The sequence below is a fragment of the Mycolicibacterium wolinskyi genome, assembly GCF_002101965.1.
Lineage (GTDB): Bacteria > Actinomycetota > Actinomycetes > Mycobacteriales > Mycobacteriaceae > Mycobacterium > Mycobacterium wolinskyi.
Genome location: NZ_LQQA01000029.1, coordinates 401,604 through 417,343, shown reverse-complemented (window position 1 = coordinate 417,343; position 15,740 = coordinate 401,604). Strand labels below are relative to the sequence as shown.

The 15,740-nt window shown below is 66.6% G+C and carries 16 protein-coding genes; 6 read left to right on the top strand and 10 right to left on the bottom strand.

The features are described from left to right. Positions 1 to 48: 48 nt before the first annotated feature. Genes AWC31_RS23200 through AWC31_RS23190 form a run of 3 tightly spaced genes read right to left on the bottom strand, consistent with a single transcriptional unit; the run spans position 49 to position 3,367 of the window. The gene (locus AWC31_RS23200) at positions 49 to 921 is read right to left on the bottom strand and encodes a sugar phosphate isomerase/epimerase family protein (protein ID WP_085146269.1); all 873 of its coding nucleotides are present in this window, start codon (positions 919 to 921) and stop codon (positions 49 to 51) included. 1 nt (position 922) lies between these two features. Continuing rightward, entirely contained in the window at positions 923 to 1,942 is a 1,020-nt protein-coding gene (locus tag AWC31_RS23195; RefSeq protein ID WP_085146268.1) for a Gfo/Idh/MocA family protein, read from the bottom strand. Positions 1,943 to 1,948: 6 nt separating this feature from the next. Then, positions 1,949 to 3,367 (bottom strand): sugar porter family MFS transporter, encoded by a 1,419-nt coding sequence (locus AWC31_RS23190; RefSeq protein WP_085146267.1) that lies wholly within the window; start codon positions 3,365 to 3,367, stop codon positions 1,949 to 1,951. 147 nt (positions 3,368 to 3,514) lie between these two features. Here AWC31_RS23190 and AWC31_RS23185 point away from each other — a divergent pair, with 147 nt between their 5' ends. Continuing rightward, positions 3,515 to 4,507 carry a LacI family DNA-binding transcriptional regulator gene (locus AWC31_RS23185; RefSeq protein WP_085146380.1) on the top strand — a complete coding sequence of 331 codons (993 nt, stop codon included), beginning with the start codon at positions 3,515 to 3,517 and terminating at the stop codon, positions 4,505 to 4,507. 37 nt (positions 4,508 to 4,544) lie between these two features. Then, the gene (locus tag AWC31_RS23180; protein ID WP_085146379.1) at positions 4,545 to 6,014 is read left to right on the top strand and encodes an amidase; all 1,470 of its coding nucleotides are present in this window, start codon (positions 4,545 to 4,547) and stop codon (positions 6,012 to 6,014) included. Positions 6,015 to 6,203: 189 nt separating this feature from the next. Here AWC31_RS23180 and AWC31_RS23175 read toward each other — a convergent pair whose 3' ends face one another. Both AWC31_RS23175 and AWC31_RS37505 read right to left on the bottom strand, forming a co-directional pair. After that, complete coding sequence (locus tag AWC31_RS23175) at positions 6,204 to 7,535, bottom strand: ferritin-like domain-containing protein (protein ID WP_165766042.1); 1,332 nt, start codon at positions 7,533 to 7,535, stop codon at positions 6,204 to 6,206. 33 nt (positions 7,536 to 7,568) lie between these two features. Beyond that, complete coding sequence (locus tag AWC31_RS37505; RefSeq protein ID WP_165766041.1) at positions 7,569 to 9,272, bottom strand: YCF48-related protein; 1,704 nt, start codon at positions 9,270 to 9,272, stop codon at positions 7,569 to 7,571. 213 nt (positions 9,273 to 9,485) lie between these two features. Between AWC31_RS37505 and AWC31_RS23165 the strand changes: the two genes are divergently transcribed. Beyond that, positions 9,486 to 11,006: a gluzincin family metallopeptidase gene (locus AWC31_RS23165; protein WP_133060217.1), complete on the top strand. Its 1,521-nt coding sequence runs from the start codon at positions 9,486 to 9,488 to the stop codon at positions 11,004 to 11,006. Here the strand turns inward: AWC31_RS23165 and AWC31_RS23160 are convergent. The 5 genes from AWC31_RS23160 to AWC31_RS23140 all read right to left on the bottom strand — a co-directional run bounded on the left by AWC31_RS23160 (position 10,995) and on the right by AWC31_RS23140 (position 13,356). Further along, a complete protein-coding gene (locus AWC31_RS23160; protein ID WP_133060216.1) occupies positions 10,995 to 11,177 on the bottom strand; it encodes a hypothetical protein in 183 nt (60 codons plus the stop codon). The two genes, AWC31_RS23165 and AWC31_RS23160, sit on opposite strands and share 12 nt — an antisense overlap. A 31-nt stretch (positions 11,178 to 11,208) precedes the next feature. Continuing rightward, positions 11,209 to 11,445: a hypothetical protein gene (locus AWC31_RS23155; protein ID WP_085146263.1), complete on the bottom strand. Its 237-nt coding sequence runs from the start codon at positions 11,443 to 11,445 to the stop codon at positions 11,209 to 11,211. Positions 11,446 to 11,593: 148 nt separating this feature from the next. Further along, positions 11,594 to 12,217 (bottom strand): FMN-binding negative transcriptional regulator, encoded by a 624-nt coding sequence (locus AWC31_RS23150; RefSeq protein WP_085146262.1) that lies wholly within the window; start codon positions 12,215 to 12,217, stop codon positions 11,594 to 11,596. Positions 12,218 to 12,289: 72 nt separating this feature from the next. Beyond that, positions 12,290 to 12,883 (bottom strand): UbiX family flavin prenyltransferase, encoded by a 594-nt coding sequence (locus tag AWC31_RS23145; protein ID WP_085146261.1) that lies wholly within the window; start codon positions 12,881 to 12,883, stop codon positions 12,290 to 12,292. Continuing rightward, positions 12,880 to 13,356 (bottom strand): pyridoxamine 5'-phosphate oxidase family protein, encoded by a 477-nt coding sequence (locus AWC31_RS23140; RefSeq protein WP_133060215.1) that lies wholly within the window; start codon positions 13,354 to 13,356, stop codon positions 12,880 to 12,882. The genes AWC31_RS23145 and AWC31_RS23140 overlap by 4 nt, the downstream gene beginning before the upstream one ends. 205 nt (positions 13,357 to 13,561) lie before the next feature. On the opposite strand from AWC31_RS23140, the gene AWC31_RS23135 reads away from it, so the two are divergent. The 3 genes from AWC31_RS23135 (at position 13,562) to AWC31_RS23125 (ending at position 15,739) form a co-directional block, all read left to right on the top strand. Further along, positions 13,562 to 13,810 (top strand): hypothetical protein, encoded by a 249-nt coding sequence (locus AWC31_RS23135; RefSeq protein WP_085146259.1) that lies wholly within the window; start codon positions 13,562 to 13,564, stop codon positions 13,808 to 13,810. A gap of 76 nt (positions 13,811 to 13,886) precedes the next feature. Next, positions 13,887 to 15,080, top strand: coding sequence for a sensor histidine kinase (locus AWC31_RS23130; protein WP_085146378.1), 1,194 nt, complete (start codon positions 13,887 to 13,889; stop codon positions 15,078 to 15,080). Then, positions 15,077 to 15,739: a response regulator transcription factor gene (locus AWC31_RS23125; RefSeq protein ID WP_085146258.1), complete on the top strand. Its 663-nt coding sequence runs from the start codon at positions 15,077 to 15,079 to the stop codon at positions 15,737 to 15,739. The genes AWC31_RS23130 and AWC31_RS23125 overlap by 4 nt, the downstream gene beginning before the upstream one ends. Position 15,740 lies beyond the last annotated feature (1 nt).

Genomic DNA, 15,740 nt, shown 5'->3' with positions numbered 1-15,740 from the left:
CCGGAACGGTGGCGTACCGGGTACCCGCGTGTCTGCTCGCGAAAAAACTCAGCGGTACTTGGTCACGTACTCCGTCATGGTGGCGAGTTGGTAGCGCGAGACCTCGTCGGCGTTCTCGTCTTCGGCGAAGACCGAGGACACCATGACGGTGTCGGGGCGGTCGTAGAAGCCGATCTCGGCCAGGCCCGAGAAGAATTCGTCCCAGTTGATGTCGCCGTCACCGATCTTGAGATGTTGGTGTACCCGCACCGGGTTGCCCGGCGGGTTGGTGATGTAGCGCAGGCCGTGCGAGGCATGGTGATCCATGGTGTCGGCGACGTGTACCAGCCGCAGCTTGTCTCCGGCCGCCCGCATGATGTCGAGCATGTTGCCACCCATGTGATAGGTGTGGCACGCCACACACACCATGCCGATATTGGGCGAGTTGACGCCTCGGATGATCCGCAGGGCCTCCATGCCGTCCTCGACGAAGTCGTCGGGGTGCGGATCGATGCGCACGTCGATCCCTTCACGTTCGAAGATCGGCACGAGTTCTTCCATGGAGCGGAAGAACGCCCGCTCGGACTCCTCGGCCCTCTCCGGGCGCCCGGAGAACTCGGTGTTGATCACGTTGACACCGAGATCGACGGTGATCTGGATGACGCGCTTCCAGTAGCGCACGGCAGCTTCACGGGCGTCCTCGTCAGGGCCCGACCACCGCAACACCGGAAGTACCGAGGCGATGCCGACGCCCGCGTCGGCACACGCCTTGCGGAACGCCGCGACCAACGCATCGTCGGCGCGGGGATGATTGAAGAACGGGATGAAATCCCGGTGCGGGGTCAATTGCAGGTATTCATAGCCGAGTTCGGCCACCAGCCGCGGAAACTCCAACAAGCTGTGCGAGTGGTGAAACGGGGTGGGATCAAGCGCGATCTTCATGTCAGGCTCCTGGGATGGATTCGCGGGCAACCATGTCGACGGTGACGGCCTCGCCGGAGTTCAGCGATTTGACGCCGGCCTCGCAGACCGCCGCGGCGGCATAGCCGTCCCACGCCGTGGGTCCGTCGACGTTCGATCCGTCGCGGACGGCGTCGACCCACCGCTGGATCTCGGTGTCATAGGCGCGGCCGAACCGCTCACGGAAGCCGGGCGTGATCTGGCCGCCCCAGGCGCCCGGGGCGCTCCTGCGGACGAGACCGACATCCAAACCGATCATGGCCGAACCCTTCTCACCGACCACCTCGGTGCGGACCTCGTAGCCGACACCGGTGTGCACGAACAGTTCGACGTCGACGTGGCGACCGCTCACCGTACGCAGGATCGCGATCTGCGGATCGGCAAGGCCCTGCGGGCCAGATGGATTCGGGGCCGGCTTGATGATCTGGATCGAGGCGATCTCCTCGTCGAACAGGAACCGCGCGACGTCGACCTCGTGCACAAGGGAATCCCGGACCACCATCGCGCTGCCGAACCCGTGCGGCACAGCGGGATTGCGGTGCGTGCAGTGCAGCACCAGTGGGCGTCCCAGCCCGCCGCTGTCCAGCAGGGCTTTCAGGTGCTGATACTCATCGTCGAATCGGCGCATGAAACCCACCTGGATCAGTCGCCTGCCGAGCTCGGCTTCGCGGCGCACCACCTCAAGAGACGTCTCCACATCCGTGGTCAACGGCTTCTCGCACATCACGGGCTTGCCGTGTTCGAGGCAGGCCAGCAATTGCTTCTCATGCGTCGCACCGGGGGTGGCCAGTACGACCGCGTCGACGTCGGCGTCGGCGATCGCGTCCAACGGATCGGCGATCGCCCGGCACCCCGGTACGCCCGCCGCGATCTCCTCGGCTTTCTCCGCGACATAGTCGTTGACCACCGCGACTCGGGCGCCCGAGATCCTGCTGGTGATCCGAGCGACGTGGTCAGCCCCCATCAGGCCGACGCCGAGGACGGCGACACGTAGATCCGACATGGCTTTTCAGATTCCTCTCGATGCGACGGCGACCGGTGCGGTGCCGTGAGATTCGAAGCGCTCCTCGAGTTCTTCGAGGGTGGTGCCCTTGGTTTCCGGGACGTAGCGGCGGACGAACAGCCACGAGGCGATGTTGACGACGACGAACAACGCGAACGTGCCGGTCGATCCCAGCGCGGAGTTCAGCAGCGGGAACAGGAAAGAGATGATGGCGTTGGTGCACCACAGAACGAAAACCGCCACGCCCATGGCGAACCCGCGGATACTCAGCGGGAAGATCTCGGCGAGCAGCAGCCACACACACGTTCCGATGAACATCTGGACGAAGGCGACGAACGCCACCATGCACGCCAGGATCACGTAGCTGCGGGTGGTCGATTCGGGCAGCAGGAACACGAGCGACAGGACGGCCTGCGACGCCGCGACGCCCGCGAACCCGACGAGCAGCATGGTGCGGCGCCCCACGAAGCCGAGCAGGATGATCCCGACGATCGTGGTCACCACGGAGGTGACACCGACGGCGATCGTCGCGACCAGGGCGGCGCTGACGCCCAGCCCGCTCCCCTCGAGAATCGTTGGGGCATAGTAGTTCACGGTGTTGATCCCGGTGGCTTGCTGCACGACCGCCAGCCCGCAGCCGATCAACACCACCCGCCGGATCCATGGCACGTCCCGGATGACCGACATCGACGGGGCGGCGCTCTTGAGCATGTGTGCGGTGTGCTCGACGATCAAGTCGTATTCGGCGTCCGCTTCGACGGGCGGACGGCTCAGCCCCAGCACCGCCCGGGCTTCCGACATGCGGCCCTTGAGGCCGTACCAACGTGGCGAGTCGGGCAATACCAACATGCCCAAGAGCAGCGCGACCGCAGGTATGGCGGCCACTGCGAGCATCGTGCGCCACACGTGCGGGTCGTGGATGAGCCGGTCGAGCAACGCGTTCGTGGCGAAGGCCAGCATCTGGCCCGTCACGATCATCAGTTCGTTGATCGTGACCATGCGGCCTCGCCGATCTGCGGGCGCCATCTCCGCCAGGTACAGCGGGCAGGTGACTGCCGCCGCGCCCACCCCGAGCCCCAGGACGATGCGGGCCGCGACCATGATCTGCACGTTCGGCGCCACTGCGCACCCGAGTGCGCCCACCAGGAACAGCGCGCCGCAGACCAACAGCGTGCGCTTGCGACCGATCCGGTCGGCGACCCGCCCGCCGAACAGTGCACCGAACGCCGCCCCGGGGAACAGCAGACAGCTGACCACCGTCGCTTCGCCGAAGGCGCTGAGGCCCAGGTCGTCTTTCATGTACAGCAGCGCGCCGGAGATCACGCCGGTGTCGTAACCGAACAGCAACCCGCCCAACGTGGCGATCACCGTGAGTTTGGTGAGGAATCTGCCGCTGGCCGGTGAGCCATCGGGTGTGCGAGACATATCGGACCTCATTTCGAGCCTCGTACTAACGCGCGTTAGTAACGCGCGTGAGGTCTACTATGAATGTGTGACCGAACTGTGTCAACCGTCACTTTCACGGGAAGTCTCGTGACGCCGGCGCCGCGCGCGGGCCACCGCAAACCGACGATGGCCGATGTCGCGACCCGAGCCGGCGTCTCGCGCACGCTGGTGTCGTTCATCCTGGACGGCAAGCCGGGCGCCAGCGAGGAGACCCGGCAACGCGTGCTCGCCATCGCCGACGAGATCGGCTACCGCCCGGACGCGGCGGCACGCCTGCTCGCGCAGGGCCGCAGCCGCACGATCGGCGTGCTCACCGACGTGCACCAGCTCTTCCAGGCCGAGCTGGTGACGAACATCTACCCCGCCGCCGAACGGCGCGGCTACGACATGCTGCTGTCGGCCAATCTCCGCGGCTACCCCGAGGAGACATTCGTCGAGTCGCTGCTGAGCCATCGGTGCGGCAGCTTGATCCTGTTGGGCCCCAGGTCATCTCAGGAGCATTTGCAACAACTTGCCGAGCGGGTTCCGACGGTCGTGGTCGGCCGGCGGCTCGCCAACATGACGCATGCGGCCGGCATGCTCGCGACTGTCCGCACCAACGACGCGAAGGGCATCCGGCTGGCCGTCGACTACCTGGCCGAGCTCGGGCACCGCGCCATCCATCACGTCGACGGTGGGGACGACCCCGGCTCCGCCGACCGCCGTCGCGCGTATCGCGCGGCAATGCGCCATCACGGCCTGGCCGGCCACATCGCCGTCGTCCCCGGCGCCCACAACGAAGAGGCCGGTGCGGCGGCAGCGCAGGCCATGCTGTCCGCCGGCGACCTGCCCACGGCGGTACTCGCCGGCAACGACCGGTGTGCGCTCGGGCTGCTCGACGGCTTCACGCGCGCCGGCATCGACGTCCCCGGCGAACTGTCACTGATGGGCTACGACGACAGCCACCTGTCCGACAACCCGCGCATCGACCTGACCACCATCCATCAGGACGCTCCCGAGCTCGCGCAGCACGCCGTCGAGTTGGCCGTGGAGCTCCTCGAGGGTCGACGCACCGAGCCCATCGACGTGGTCCTCGAGCCCAAACTGGTCGTGCGATCGACGACGGCACCGCCCGGATAGCCCACTACCGCGCGTGTTCACGGGCTACGTTCAGACCGTGAACTTCGACGAGTACCGCGCATACGATGCCACCGGGCTGGCGGAACTGGTTGCCGACAAGCAGGTTTCGCCCAAGGAACTGCTCACGCTGGCGCAGGAGCGGGCGTCGGCGGTGAATCCGCGGATCAACGCGATCGTCCGCGACGTACCCGCCGAACCGGCCGACGAGCGCAACGGACCTTTCACCGGCGTTCCGTTCCTCATCAAGGACCTCGCGCAAGACTATGCCGGGCTACCCACGTCGGCAGGCTCGCGTGCGCAGATGTCGCTACGAGCGGCCGAGCATTCCACGATCGTCCGGCGCTGGCTCGATGCGGGACTGGTCATCTTCGGCAAGACCAACACCCCGGAGTTCGGCGCGAAAGGGATCACCGAGTCGGTCGCGTGGGGCCCCGCGCGCAATCCATGGGATCTGACGCGCACGCCGGGCGGCTCGTCGGGTGGATCGGCCGCCGCGGTCGCGGCGGGCATCGTCCCGTGCGCGGGCGCGAACGACGGTGGCGGTTCGATTCGCATCCCGGCGGCGTGCTGCGGACTGGTCGGCCTGAAACCCGGTCGCGGGTTGACGCCGTTCGGGCCTGGGACAGCTGAATCCATGCATGGCGCGGCCGTGCAGGGTGTCGTGTCGCGGACGGTCCGGGACACCGCGGCCATGCTCGACGTGATCAGCGGCAGCGAGCCGTGGGGACCATATGTGGCGGCCGCGCCCGGGTCGTCGTACGCGTCATGCGTGCGGACAGCGCCCGGCAAGCTGCGGATCGGCGTTCGGGTGCCCTCGGCGATCACCCCGGCTCCGCATCGCGAGGCGGTCGCGGCCGTCGAAGGAACCATGCGAGCGTTGACCGAGCTCGGCCATCATGTCGAGGAGCTGCCCCAGGCGCCGTTCGACGATGCCGCGCTCGCTCGCGACTTCCTGCTGACCTGGTTCGTCTACGCCGCATGGGAACTCGCCGAGGCGAAGCGACTGACGGGCGCCGGCGACGAGTCGTTCGAGCGGGACACGCTCATCATGGCCGCCTTGGGCCGGTCGACGAGCAGTGTCGACTACGTCGATGCGGTCCAGCGCCGCCAGGAACACACACGGCGGCTGAGCACCTTCTTCGAGTCCTACGACCTGCTCCTGACGCCCACGTTGGCGACGCCGCCGCCGAAGGTCGGCGAGTTCGATCTTCCGGCCGTTCTTCAACATGCCGCCGACGCATTGCTCAAGACCCGTCTGGCACGGTTGCTGCGCTACACAAAGATCATCGATGACATGGTGGACAAAAACCTCGGCTGGGTGCCGTACACCCAGTTGGCGAATCTCACTGGCCGCCCGGCGATTTCACTGCCATTGCACTGGACGGCGGATGGCCTGCCGCTCGGTGTCCAGTTCGTCGCCCCGCTTGCGGGTGAATCGCTGTTGATTCAGCTCGCCGCCCAACTTGAGCAAGCACTGCCGTGGGCGGAGCGCATCGCGCCGATCTGAACCACACTCAGACACAGTCTTGTAAAAGCACATCCTTACACTGTGATCGACGACGGCACAAAGAGAGTCATGACTGTTGGCGCGGTGCCGCTTCCCGACTGGGAAGTCGACATCGACAACGCCGTCTTCTCGTCGTCGTCGGCCGTGCGCGGCTGGGACAGTATGCCTGCCCGCCTCTGGTCGCGGTTCTCACTGAGCGAGCGGGACGGGCATATCCGCGAGCCGTCTGGTGTCCTCGTCGGACAAGGACGCCAGAATGGGGTGGGCGGTATCGAGTGGCTCCAGCCGCATCTGTGCGACGTGGGCCAACGACTTCTCGGTGCGTGCTCGGTGCAGGGCCCACCGCTCGGCCGGATCGGCAGGCAGGTGCAGCGTGTGCGGTAAGCCGAATGCGACGACACCCGGCCCGGGCAGTTTGACCAAGGCCTCGTTCATGGCGGCGAGTTGGAACATTTCCTCCAGCGCCCACGAGGAAGCCTTCTTGCGCTCGTCGACGTCCGAGGTGAGCAGGTAATGCTCGATGAAACCGAGCATCAGTTCGTATCGCAGATCGGCCAGTTCAGCCCACGCACGGGTGCGGGGCTCAGTGAACGACGACGCGACGGGATCGACCGGCAACGGCCGGGTCGCGACGAAATCGTCTGGTGGGAACTTCTTTACACCATTCTGGCCGACGAACATGTTGTGGTACCGGTCGAAGTGGGACTCGATGCCGCCCTCGGACGGTCCCTCCCCTTGGACGGCGATGTCGAGGATCGCACTGCGGGCTCCGGCGCGGTCGGCGATCCGGTGGATAGGCACTCCGTTGTTCAGCCAGTCGGTTCCGTCTCCTTGCCGGGCGAGGGTGTTGCGATCGATGACGTCATCGGTGAGGTGCCACGACGCGCGGTCGGGGTCCTGCTGGTAGGCGGCCCGCGCGTAGAGACGCAAGGTGTCGTCCCAGTCCTGGCTTATCGACCCGCCGTCGAGCACTTCCTGCTCGGTCGAGAACACCACGCCCAGTAGCCCGTACAGCGCACCGACGCGGTTGACCGCCGTCCCGGCCGCATCGGCGGCGAGGGCCACGATGTCGTCGATGTCGGCGTCCCGGGGAGCCTCCGCCGCAACGTATTTGGCCAACGAGCGCTGCGTGAGTGGTTCGAGATGCAGAGTGAAGGGATAGAGATCCTTGCGCGGCGGGAAGTCCTCGCGCTCCAGATTGGGCGGCAGGCCCACGGCAAGCAGCAGGTTCTGCACCGTCATGAGATGCCCCATCTCGTCTGTGGCCGTCTCGACGAGCAGGTCCTTCCACATCTTCAGCGCGGCCTTCTGTGCGGCGTCGCTCACCTCGCCGCGGGCCTTCAGCGAGAAAGCCGCGTACAGGTACTGCACCAGCAGCGCGTGTTCGATCTCGGCGGCCGTTTCGAGCAGGATGCGCATCTTGTCGCGCGCGGTGGGCCAGTTACCCAGATCAGGGATGGTCACCTCATCGGCGGTGGCGATCGCACCCGCGCGCCCCGGCCGCGCAACGGCGTAGGTCACCCACTCAAAGTCCGGCGCTACCATGGTTTTCCCTCACTCCTCGACCCGCAGCAGCGTGCTGTCGGTCCGGTTGTCGATCGTCGCGCGCACCATGTAGTAGCCGGGCTCGAGCGGATCGCCCGCCGCACTGTCGACCGACCACGCGATGGTCCGTTCCCCACTCGCCGGGCTGGATTCACGGGCCAACTGCCGGACATGGGCGCCGAAGCGATCCCATACGTCGACCGATATTTCGGCGGCGTCAGCCGGGACGTTCAGACCGATCCGCACGGGGCGTCCCGTCGCACGCGGTCCCGGCTCGGTGAACAGCGACGGTGCCGGTGGCAGCGCACCGACCGGTGCCGCAGCGGATTCGGTGCTGTACTTGTAGATCGTATTTCCCGACGCGTAGCCGACAGCGGGCGGATCACCCACGAACCGGAAGCGGTTGAGGAACTCGCCGGCTTGCGGTTCGCCCCAGTCGATGCTCGTCCAGGTCTGGCCACCGTCGGCGGTCTCGCTGCTCAGTCCGTTGGGATTCGGGAAAGCCGTTGTGCCCCAACCACCGACCCAGCCGCGGTTCTCGTCGACGAAACCGATGCCCTCCAGGTTGGCGTTCTCGTTCGCGTCGTTGATCGGCAGGCGCGTCCAGGTGACGCCGCCGTCGGTGGTCTTGAGGATCGCTCCCTCGCAGAAGTTCTCCAATGAGACGAAGCCGACCCGCGGGTTCAGGAAGAAGATCTTCCAACCCCACTCCCCCAGTGGGAACTGGGATTCCATTCCGGCCAGTCGATTGGTCCAGGTCTCACCGCCGTCGGTGGTGTGCAGCACCACCGGCTTGATCTTCGACCGAGCGAGGTTCCTGCGGCACTGGCGATCGGCCGGCGCGACGGGATGTTGTAACCCGCCCACCACCCAGCCGGTGTCGGGATCGGTGAAGTAGATGTCGATGAGAATCGAGGCGTGCGCGGTCATGTCGCGCGCCTGCCAGCTCAGACCACCGTCGACGGTCTTCATGATCCGCGGTGTGTCGGTTGGCTCGTTGGTTCCGGAGGCATAGACGACGGACTCGTCGACGACCGAGATTCCGCATACCTTCGCAGGTGCATCGGCGGGAAGATCGACCGCGGTCCAGGTGGCGCCGCCGTCGCTGGTTTCGAACAGCTGTGCCTCACCCGCGGTGGTGCCGACCCACCCACGGTTCTCGGTGGTGAAGCCGACGCTACGCAACCACAGGCTGGACAGCTCGACCGGAGCCTGGAATTGGATCTCCCAGTGCTTGCCGCCGTCAGCCGTACGAAGAATCTGGCCTGCGCTGTTGACCGCCCAGCCGAGTTCGGTGGTGAGAAAACAGATGTCGTCGTAGCGCTGCGCCGGCGGAGCGGTCGTGGGCCGCCAAGCGAGCCCTCCGGCCATCGGGTCGTCACCGTCCGGGCAGCCGTCATCGATCCAGGATTCGATGAATCCGACGTCGTTGTCGGGCACCGGATCCAGTCCTACCGGCATGCGTGGGAAGCGCGCACCGGGCGGCGGGTCGTCGAGATCCTCGCCGAACGGGAACTCGCCCCGCAGCGACCGGATGAGGTTGGAAGCCGCACCGTCGCCGACGACGAGGAGATCGTGAACGCCGAACACTTTGAACGCGACGAGTTCGTCGCGGGTCAACTCACGCCAGAACGGGCCATGTCCGGCAAAGCCGGCGTCGGGACCGCCGATCGACTCGTCGAGGATGTCGATCACACGCTGAAAACGGTTCACTGTGGGCCTCCTTCATTCCGTCAAGCGTCGGGCCGCGCCATCCCCGGCAGCACGCGTAGGCGACTACTCGAATTCGCTCTGAGGTCCCGCCGTACGCCGTCCGGATCGGAGCAGCCGTCGCCGGCCGACGCGAAAGTCGAGTAGTCAGCTACTCGTTCACTGTCGTGACAGGAGGATTAGCGTCTGCCGCATCAGCCCAAGGCAGGAGTGGACATGATCAACTTCATTCCGAACGATCCGCTCGTCGTAGACGTCATACCCATGCGCCGCGTGGCCGCCCGCCCGGATCGCGACGCGGGCACCGCCGGGATCACGGTGGCAAGCAACGCCGCGGAGGGCACGTTCGATCCGGGCCACCCGGACTTCGTCGCGTGGCAAGCTCGTCAGGCGGCGATGCTGGCGGTCGAGGCCTGGGAAGAAGTGCTCGGCGAGCCGTTGACGTCCTGGGCGCAGGAGGCGGTAAACCCCGCGGCGCTGATGCTCATCCCCGACGCCGGCGAGGAGGTCAACGCCTACTACGACCGCGAAAGCCTGTCGTTCTTCCATGCGAGCAACGGCCGCGGCACGACGTTCACCGGCGCCAGCACCGATGTGGTGGCCCACGAGGTCGGACACGGCGTACTCGACGCGCTGCGCCCGGATCTGTGGTTCGTCAACCTGCTGGAAGTGGGCAGTTTTCACGAAGCATTCGGTGACATCACCTCGATCCTCACCGCGCTGCGCGACGAACCCACGCGCAAGGCACTGCTCGATGTATCTCCGGATCTGAGTGAACCCAACTTCGTCGAGGCCATCACCGAGGATCTCGCCGACACCGCCCGGCATCTGTTCGGTGCGAACTTCTCTGCGGCCAAGCCGCGGCGGGCCCTCAACACCTTCAAATGGCAACTGCCGCAGACCATGCCGCAATCCGGTGGACCCGACGTGATGATCGCCGAAGTCCACAGCCTGGGCCGCATCATCTCGGGCTGCTTCTACGACATCCTGCGCGGAGTCTTCGTCGCGGGCGATCGACAGACCGCGGCCGGGCTGTGGAAGGCGACCAAGACGACCGCTGCGCTCGTCTACGAAGCCGCCCGCACCGCACCTGCGGTTCCGCGGTTCTTCCGGGCGTTCGGGCGGGCGATGGTGCTCGCCGACAACACGCTCAACGACGGCGCGCACAGCCAGATCATCGGCAAGGCGTTCTTCGATCACGGCATCGCACTTGGCGCGCAAGCGTTCCTGGCCCCTGAGCTTCCGCTGGCCGGCGGCTCGCCGACCTTGAGCCCCGACGGCGTATCGCTGGAGCGGGCGACGATCAGCGATCTGCGTCGCCGCGTCGGCGCCGGTGCCCGGGCAGCCGCCAGCGTGAGCCTCGTGGAGCTCGGCGGGGCGACCATGGCGAACGTGACCATCCACGACGAGGTGGCGTTGGACAAGGTCGACAAGCGGCTACGGGGCGTGGTCGCCGGCGTCGATTCGGTGGCGCTGGTCGGCGACTCGGGCGGGGCCGCGGCGCTCATGACGGCACCGCGTGCCGGTGCGGCGTCGTCAGAGGTGCTCGATTTCGTCGGCAGCCTGGTCAAACACGATCAGGTCGATTTCGGTGCCGCGCCCGCGGCCAAGAAGCGCGCCGTCAAAGCACCGGACAAGAGCGCAACTGTTACGACGCACGCGGTCAGAAAGCGCGGACGCAAGCAGGAGCTTCAACGGGTCCGCTTCGCGTGCGGCGCCGCCCGCTCAGAACGCTGACATCCGCTTCCGGCGCACCGTGCGCTCACCGGTTTCGTCGGTCGTCTCCTCATGGGTGGCGCCCGGCGGCAGCTCCTCGGACTCCGAGTTGGCCAGCTGACCGTGCTCGCGCAGAGACTCTTCGAAGAGCTCTTTCTCGCTGCGGTCGGCGTCGTCTCGTTTGGTGGTCAAGCGGCTCACCTCCCGCCACCACGCTACCGCGCTACCCCGCGGTGCGCCGCTGCGTCAGCAGGACCTGACGGGCACGGTTCACCAGCAGCGCGTCCCACTCGCCGAGTTCCGACAGCTGCAGTTCAGCGGCATCGGTGACCTCCGCGAACCGGGTCCACAGCTGATGTGCGCTCATGCCGAACTCCGGAAACGCGTCGTCGTCGGTGTGTCCGCCGAACGGTGCCCAAGTCAGGACGAAATTGAGTACGTGGCGATCGAACTCGTCCACCTTTGCGGCTACCTCTCTCACTGCGTAACGCTCACGACGGAATTCCGTTACCCGCCATTTACTTTGCGTTTCAACACCTGCAGCCAGCAAAACCGGCTCTGTTAGCCAGTTTACGGCGAACGGGGGCGAGCGGCCTGCCGAGCGACGATCAGCGGTCGTCGTTCAGCGCGGCGACGCGTTCGGACACCGTCAGATCGGACGGCGAATCCGACGTCGCCAAACCCGCGATCACGCCCGCCCGATTACGTGCGGGCTGGTTCTGCGACATCTTGGCCTTTGCCTCGACGCGTTCGACGGGCAACTCCACTCCGACGATGGCGTTGAGCTGGCCCCGGGTGAACGTCTCCGGTGCATCGCTGACCCGCCACGGCTCCGGTCGGTCCTGCTCATGCCGGTCGGTCAGCTTGGTCACCATGTCGAGGACCCACTCTGGGTCGTCGTGCACCTCCAGGCGCCCGTACACGTTGAGAACCTCGTAGTTCCACGTCGGCACCACTTTGCCGGTCTCGGCCTTGGTCGCATAGAAGCCCGGCGACACATAGGCCTGCGGCCCGGCGAAGACAGCCACCGACTCCGCATCCGCCGCCTGCGAGTGCGGGTTCGCCCGCGCGACATGGCCGACCAGCGAATGCCGCTCGCTGTCATACAGCAGCGGCAGCGGGGTCACGACGAGACCGGTCGACGCATAACTGACCAGATGCGCGAAACCCGCCTGTTCCAACGCGGCGGCGGTCTCCTCGGCGGTCAACGCGAACTTCGGGGGCAGGTACATAGCGGACTCCATCACTTCGAACTGAGCGTACCCACCGGCCCAACCGATTAAATGTGAAGGCGCCGTCCAATGTCACGGGCGCTGCTTCGTCATGTTCCCGTCCCAGCGGGGCGACTCGTCAGCGATGATGCCGACTTGGTCGAGTGCGCGGGTGACGATGTAATCCACCACTTCGTCAAGGGTTTTCGGCCGGTTGTAGAACGCGGGCACCGGCGGCACGATCGACACGCCCATCCGGGCGAGCTTGAGCATGTTCTCCAGGTGGATCTCACTCAGCGGTGCCTCCCGCGCCAGCAGCACGAGTCTGCGGCGTTCTTTGAGCACGACGTCGGCAGCGCGTGCCACGAGATCCTCGGTATAGCCGCACGCGATCGCGGCGAGCGTCTTCATGCTGCACGGCGCGACGAGCATGCCGTCGGTGTGGAAGGAACCGCTCGAGACGCATGCCCCGAGGTCGCCCGGCTTGTGGGTGAAGTCCGCCAGTTGCCTGACTTCGGCTGCAGTCCAAGTGGTTTCGTGCTCAATTGTGCGGGCACCCCACGCACTCATGATGAGATGAGTTTCGATGTCGAGTTCTCGTAGCCGCTCGAGCATCCGGATACCCAGGATGGACCCACTCGCGCCGGTGATACCCACGATGACGCGCCGGCGCCGCCCGGCGGTCATGTCAGTGACCTCAGTTCGTCGATCTGCCGCGTCCAGCGCGCGAGCACGTCATCGGGTTCATTGAGGCGGTAGGTGATTCCGGACGTCAGCTCGGCATAGCCGACGCGGTCCTCTTCTACGTGCACGACGCTGCCCGCGAAGAACGCGAGCGGACCGGCGCCGTCGGGGTTCATCCGGGTCAGCGCGAGGTGGATCTTGTAGTGGGTCCGGCCGAGCACGACGGTGGCGAGAGCTTTTCCGGAGTGCGTCAGCGCGGCCGTGGTTCGGCTGCCGATGTGCAGCGCCAGTCGGATGTCATTACCGGGGCCGGCAAGGACCTCGCCGACGCTCAACAGACTCAGCCGTGGCCAGCCTTCTTCGTCGACCGTCACCAGCTGCAACGTGAGCCCGAGCTTGCGCTCGAGATCGGAGCCGTTCACGAGGTCGGCGACCGGCTGGGGCAGCCCCGGCTCAGCGCTGCTGTGCGTACTCACGCTCGCTCCTGTCGACGGGTCTGCGCCGACAGGCGTGACCACCGCGGCAACCCGAATCTTGTCGATCATTTCGGGACGAGTCAACGGATCCCCGAACCGCCCGAACCTGGTACCGCGGTCGGTTTACAACTACTACCAGGGTCGTAAATCAAGATCGGACATCAGCGCGATGTGGGGTGGCCCATGTGCTTCGTAGCGTCAAGCCATGACACGAGCACAGCCCTCACAGGCCAACCCACTGGCCGGCGTCACGCGGGCGTGGCCTGCGATAGCGTTGCCGCGCAACGAACCTCGCCACCGGATCGCCGACCTGCTGCGCCGGATCCGGGCGGCCGTCCGCGCGGAATCCACGACGGACACACCGAAGACCCGGCCCAAACGCGAATACCATCCACCGCTGCGCGAGAGCTTCATGGAAGAGGCCGCGATGCGGCGGGAGATGTTCCGGCTCTAGCTACGACCCTGGTAGGACTCCGCCTTGCCACCACGGGGTGATGCGCGGCGGCGAGCGATCCTTCTACCATCAGAAGATGCTGGGTGCGATGGCACACCGCGTGCGGCAGCAGCTGCGCCGACGGGGCGAGATGATCCCCCTCGGCCACAACTGGGCATCCGTCGTCGCGATGGACGCGACCCTCGTCGGTGCGGGCGTCGTGGCCGTGGTGCAGCGCAGCACGGCAGACCTCCCGGTGGCCCTACTGGCGCTCCTGATCTCTGTCGCACCGTTGCCCCTGTCCTACACGTACGGGCTCAGGTTCAAGGCGCCCATTCTTTGGGCGGCTTTGACCGGCGCGACCGCCCTGCTCCTGTTCGCCACGTCGACGCCCATCACCAGCGATTTCGCACCGCTGCTCATGGTGATGATGGTCGGCGAGGTCGCCTCGCTCACCGGGGTTGTCGGCGGATTCCTGACTTCGGTCGCGGCGGCGGGTCTGCTGCTGACGGCCTCGGCGCTGCACCGTCTCGACAACCTGGCGCTGTATCTCGGCATCCTCGGAATGGGATGGCTCGTCGGCTATCTCATGCACACCCAACAGCACCTCATGGAACAGCAGCAGCAGGCGCAGACCGCGTTGACCCGGCACGCGGCGGCCGACGAGCGGCGGCGCATCGCACGTGAGGTGCACGACGTCATCGCGCACTCGCTGAGTGTCACGTTGCTGCACCTCACCGGCGCCAGGCGTGGACTGCAGGAAGACCGCGACATCGACGACGCGGTCGACGCACTCGAACAGGCCGAACGACTCGGCCGCCAGGCGATGACCGACATCCGCCGCACGGTCGGATTGCTCGACGGTGCCCCCATGAGCATTGCGCCCGAACCCGGCATCGACGACATCGGAGGTCTCGTCGACGACTTCGTCCGCGCGGGCCTGAACGTCACGCTGGATGCCAGCGGAGCGACGGACACCGTATCGGCCGCGGTCGGGCTGGGGCTCTACCGCATCACCCAGGAGTCGCTGGCCAATATCGCCAAGCACGCCCCCGAGGCACAATCCACTGTGCGCCTTCGCATTTCCCGGACCGCGGCGACCCTGACCGTCGTCAACGAGATGACCGGCCCGGCGCCTGCGGCCGAGGGCCGTGGCGTGCGGGGCATGCGCCAGCGCGTGGAACTGCTCGGTGGCATCATCAGCGTCGGCCCGACGTGCGACGGCTGGGCGGTACGCACCAACATCCCGTTGGACGATGAATCCCTACGGCAATGCCCCCTGGTGTCATGACGGACCGCGCCGGCGAGATCGCCGTCCTCCTCGCCGATGACCAGGACCTCGTGCGCTCCGGGCTGCGCAGGATTCTGCGGCGCAAGGACGGGTTCACCATCGTCGCCGAATGCGCCGACGGCGACGAGGTGCCCGGCGCGGTCGCCCGGCACGACCCCGACGTCGTGGTGATGGATCTGCGGATGAAGCGCGTCGACGGCATCGAGGCGACCAGCTGCCTGACCGCCGCGGCCGGGCCGCCCGTACTCGCCCTGACGACGTTCAACGACGACGAACTGCTGTCCGGGGTGCTGCGCGCCGGGGCAGCCGGCTTCGTGCTCAAAGACTCCTCGGCTGAAGAATTGATCAGAGCGGTCCGCGCCGTGGCACAGGGCGACAGCTATCTCGATCCGGCCGTGACCTCCCGCGTGCTGACGACCTACCGCAGAGCCGCCGCGCCGCGCCGCGTCGGAGCGGTCGGTGACCTCACCGCCCGGGAACTCGATGTCCTGACGCTGATCGCCAAAGGCCGGTCCAATTCGGAGATCGCCGACGAACTGAGCATCTCGGGGCTGACCGTCAAAAGCCACATCGGCCACATCTTCGTCAAGCTCGACCTGCGCGACCGGGCGGCGGCGATCATCCACGCCTACGACACCGGGCTGGTGACCCCGCAATAAC

Bases quoted from the DNA above. Each gene is read 5' to 3' on its own strand.
- AWC31_RS23200 (WP_085146269.1), bottom strand. From the start codon at position 921: ATGAAGATCGCGCTTGATCCCACCCCGTTTCACCACTCGCACAGCTTG.
- AWC31_RS23125 (WP_085146258.1), top strand. From the start codon at position 15,077: ATGACGGACCGCGCCGGCGAGATCGCCGTCCTCCTCGCCGATGACCAG.
- AWC31_RS23195 (WP_085146268.1), bottom strand. From the start codon at position 1,942: ATGTCGGATCTACGTGTCGCCGTCCTCGGCGTCGGCCTGATGGGGGCT.
- AWC31_RS23165 (WP_133060217.1), top strand. From the start codon at position 9,486: ATGATCAACTTCATTCCGAACGATCCGCTCGTCGTAGACGTCATACCC.
- AWC31_RS23130 (WP_085146378.1), top strand. From the start codon at position 13,887: ATGCTGGGTGCGATGGCACACCGCGTGCGGCAGCAGCTGCGCCGACGG.
- AWC31_RS23145 (WP_085146261.1), bottom strand. From the start codon at position 12,883: ATGACCGCCGGGCGGCGCCGGCGCGTCATCGTGGGTATCACCGGCGCG.
- AWC31_RS23135 (WP_085146259.1), top strand. From the start codon at position 13,562: ATGACACGAGCACAGCCCTCACAGGCCAACCCACTGGCCGGCGTCACG.
- AWC31_RS23150 (WP_085146262.1), bottom strand. From the start codon at position 12,217: ATGTACCTGCCCCCGAAGTTCGCGTTGACCGCCGAGGAGACCGCCGCC.
- AWC31_RS23190 (WP_085146267.1), bottom strand. From the start codon at position 3,367: ATGTCTCGCACACCCGATGGCTCACCGGCCAGCGGCAGATTCCTCACC.
- AWC31_RS23185 (WP_085146380.1), top strand. From the start codon at position 3,515: ATGGCCGATGTCGCGACCCGAGCCGGCGTCTCGCGCACGCTGGTGTCG.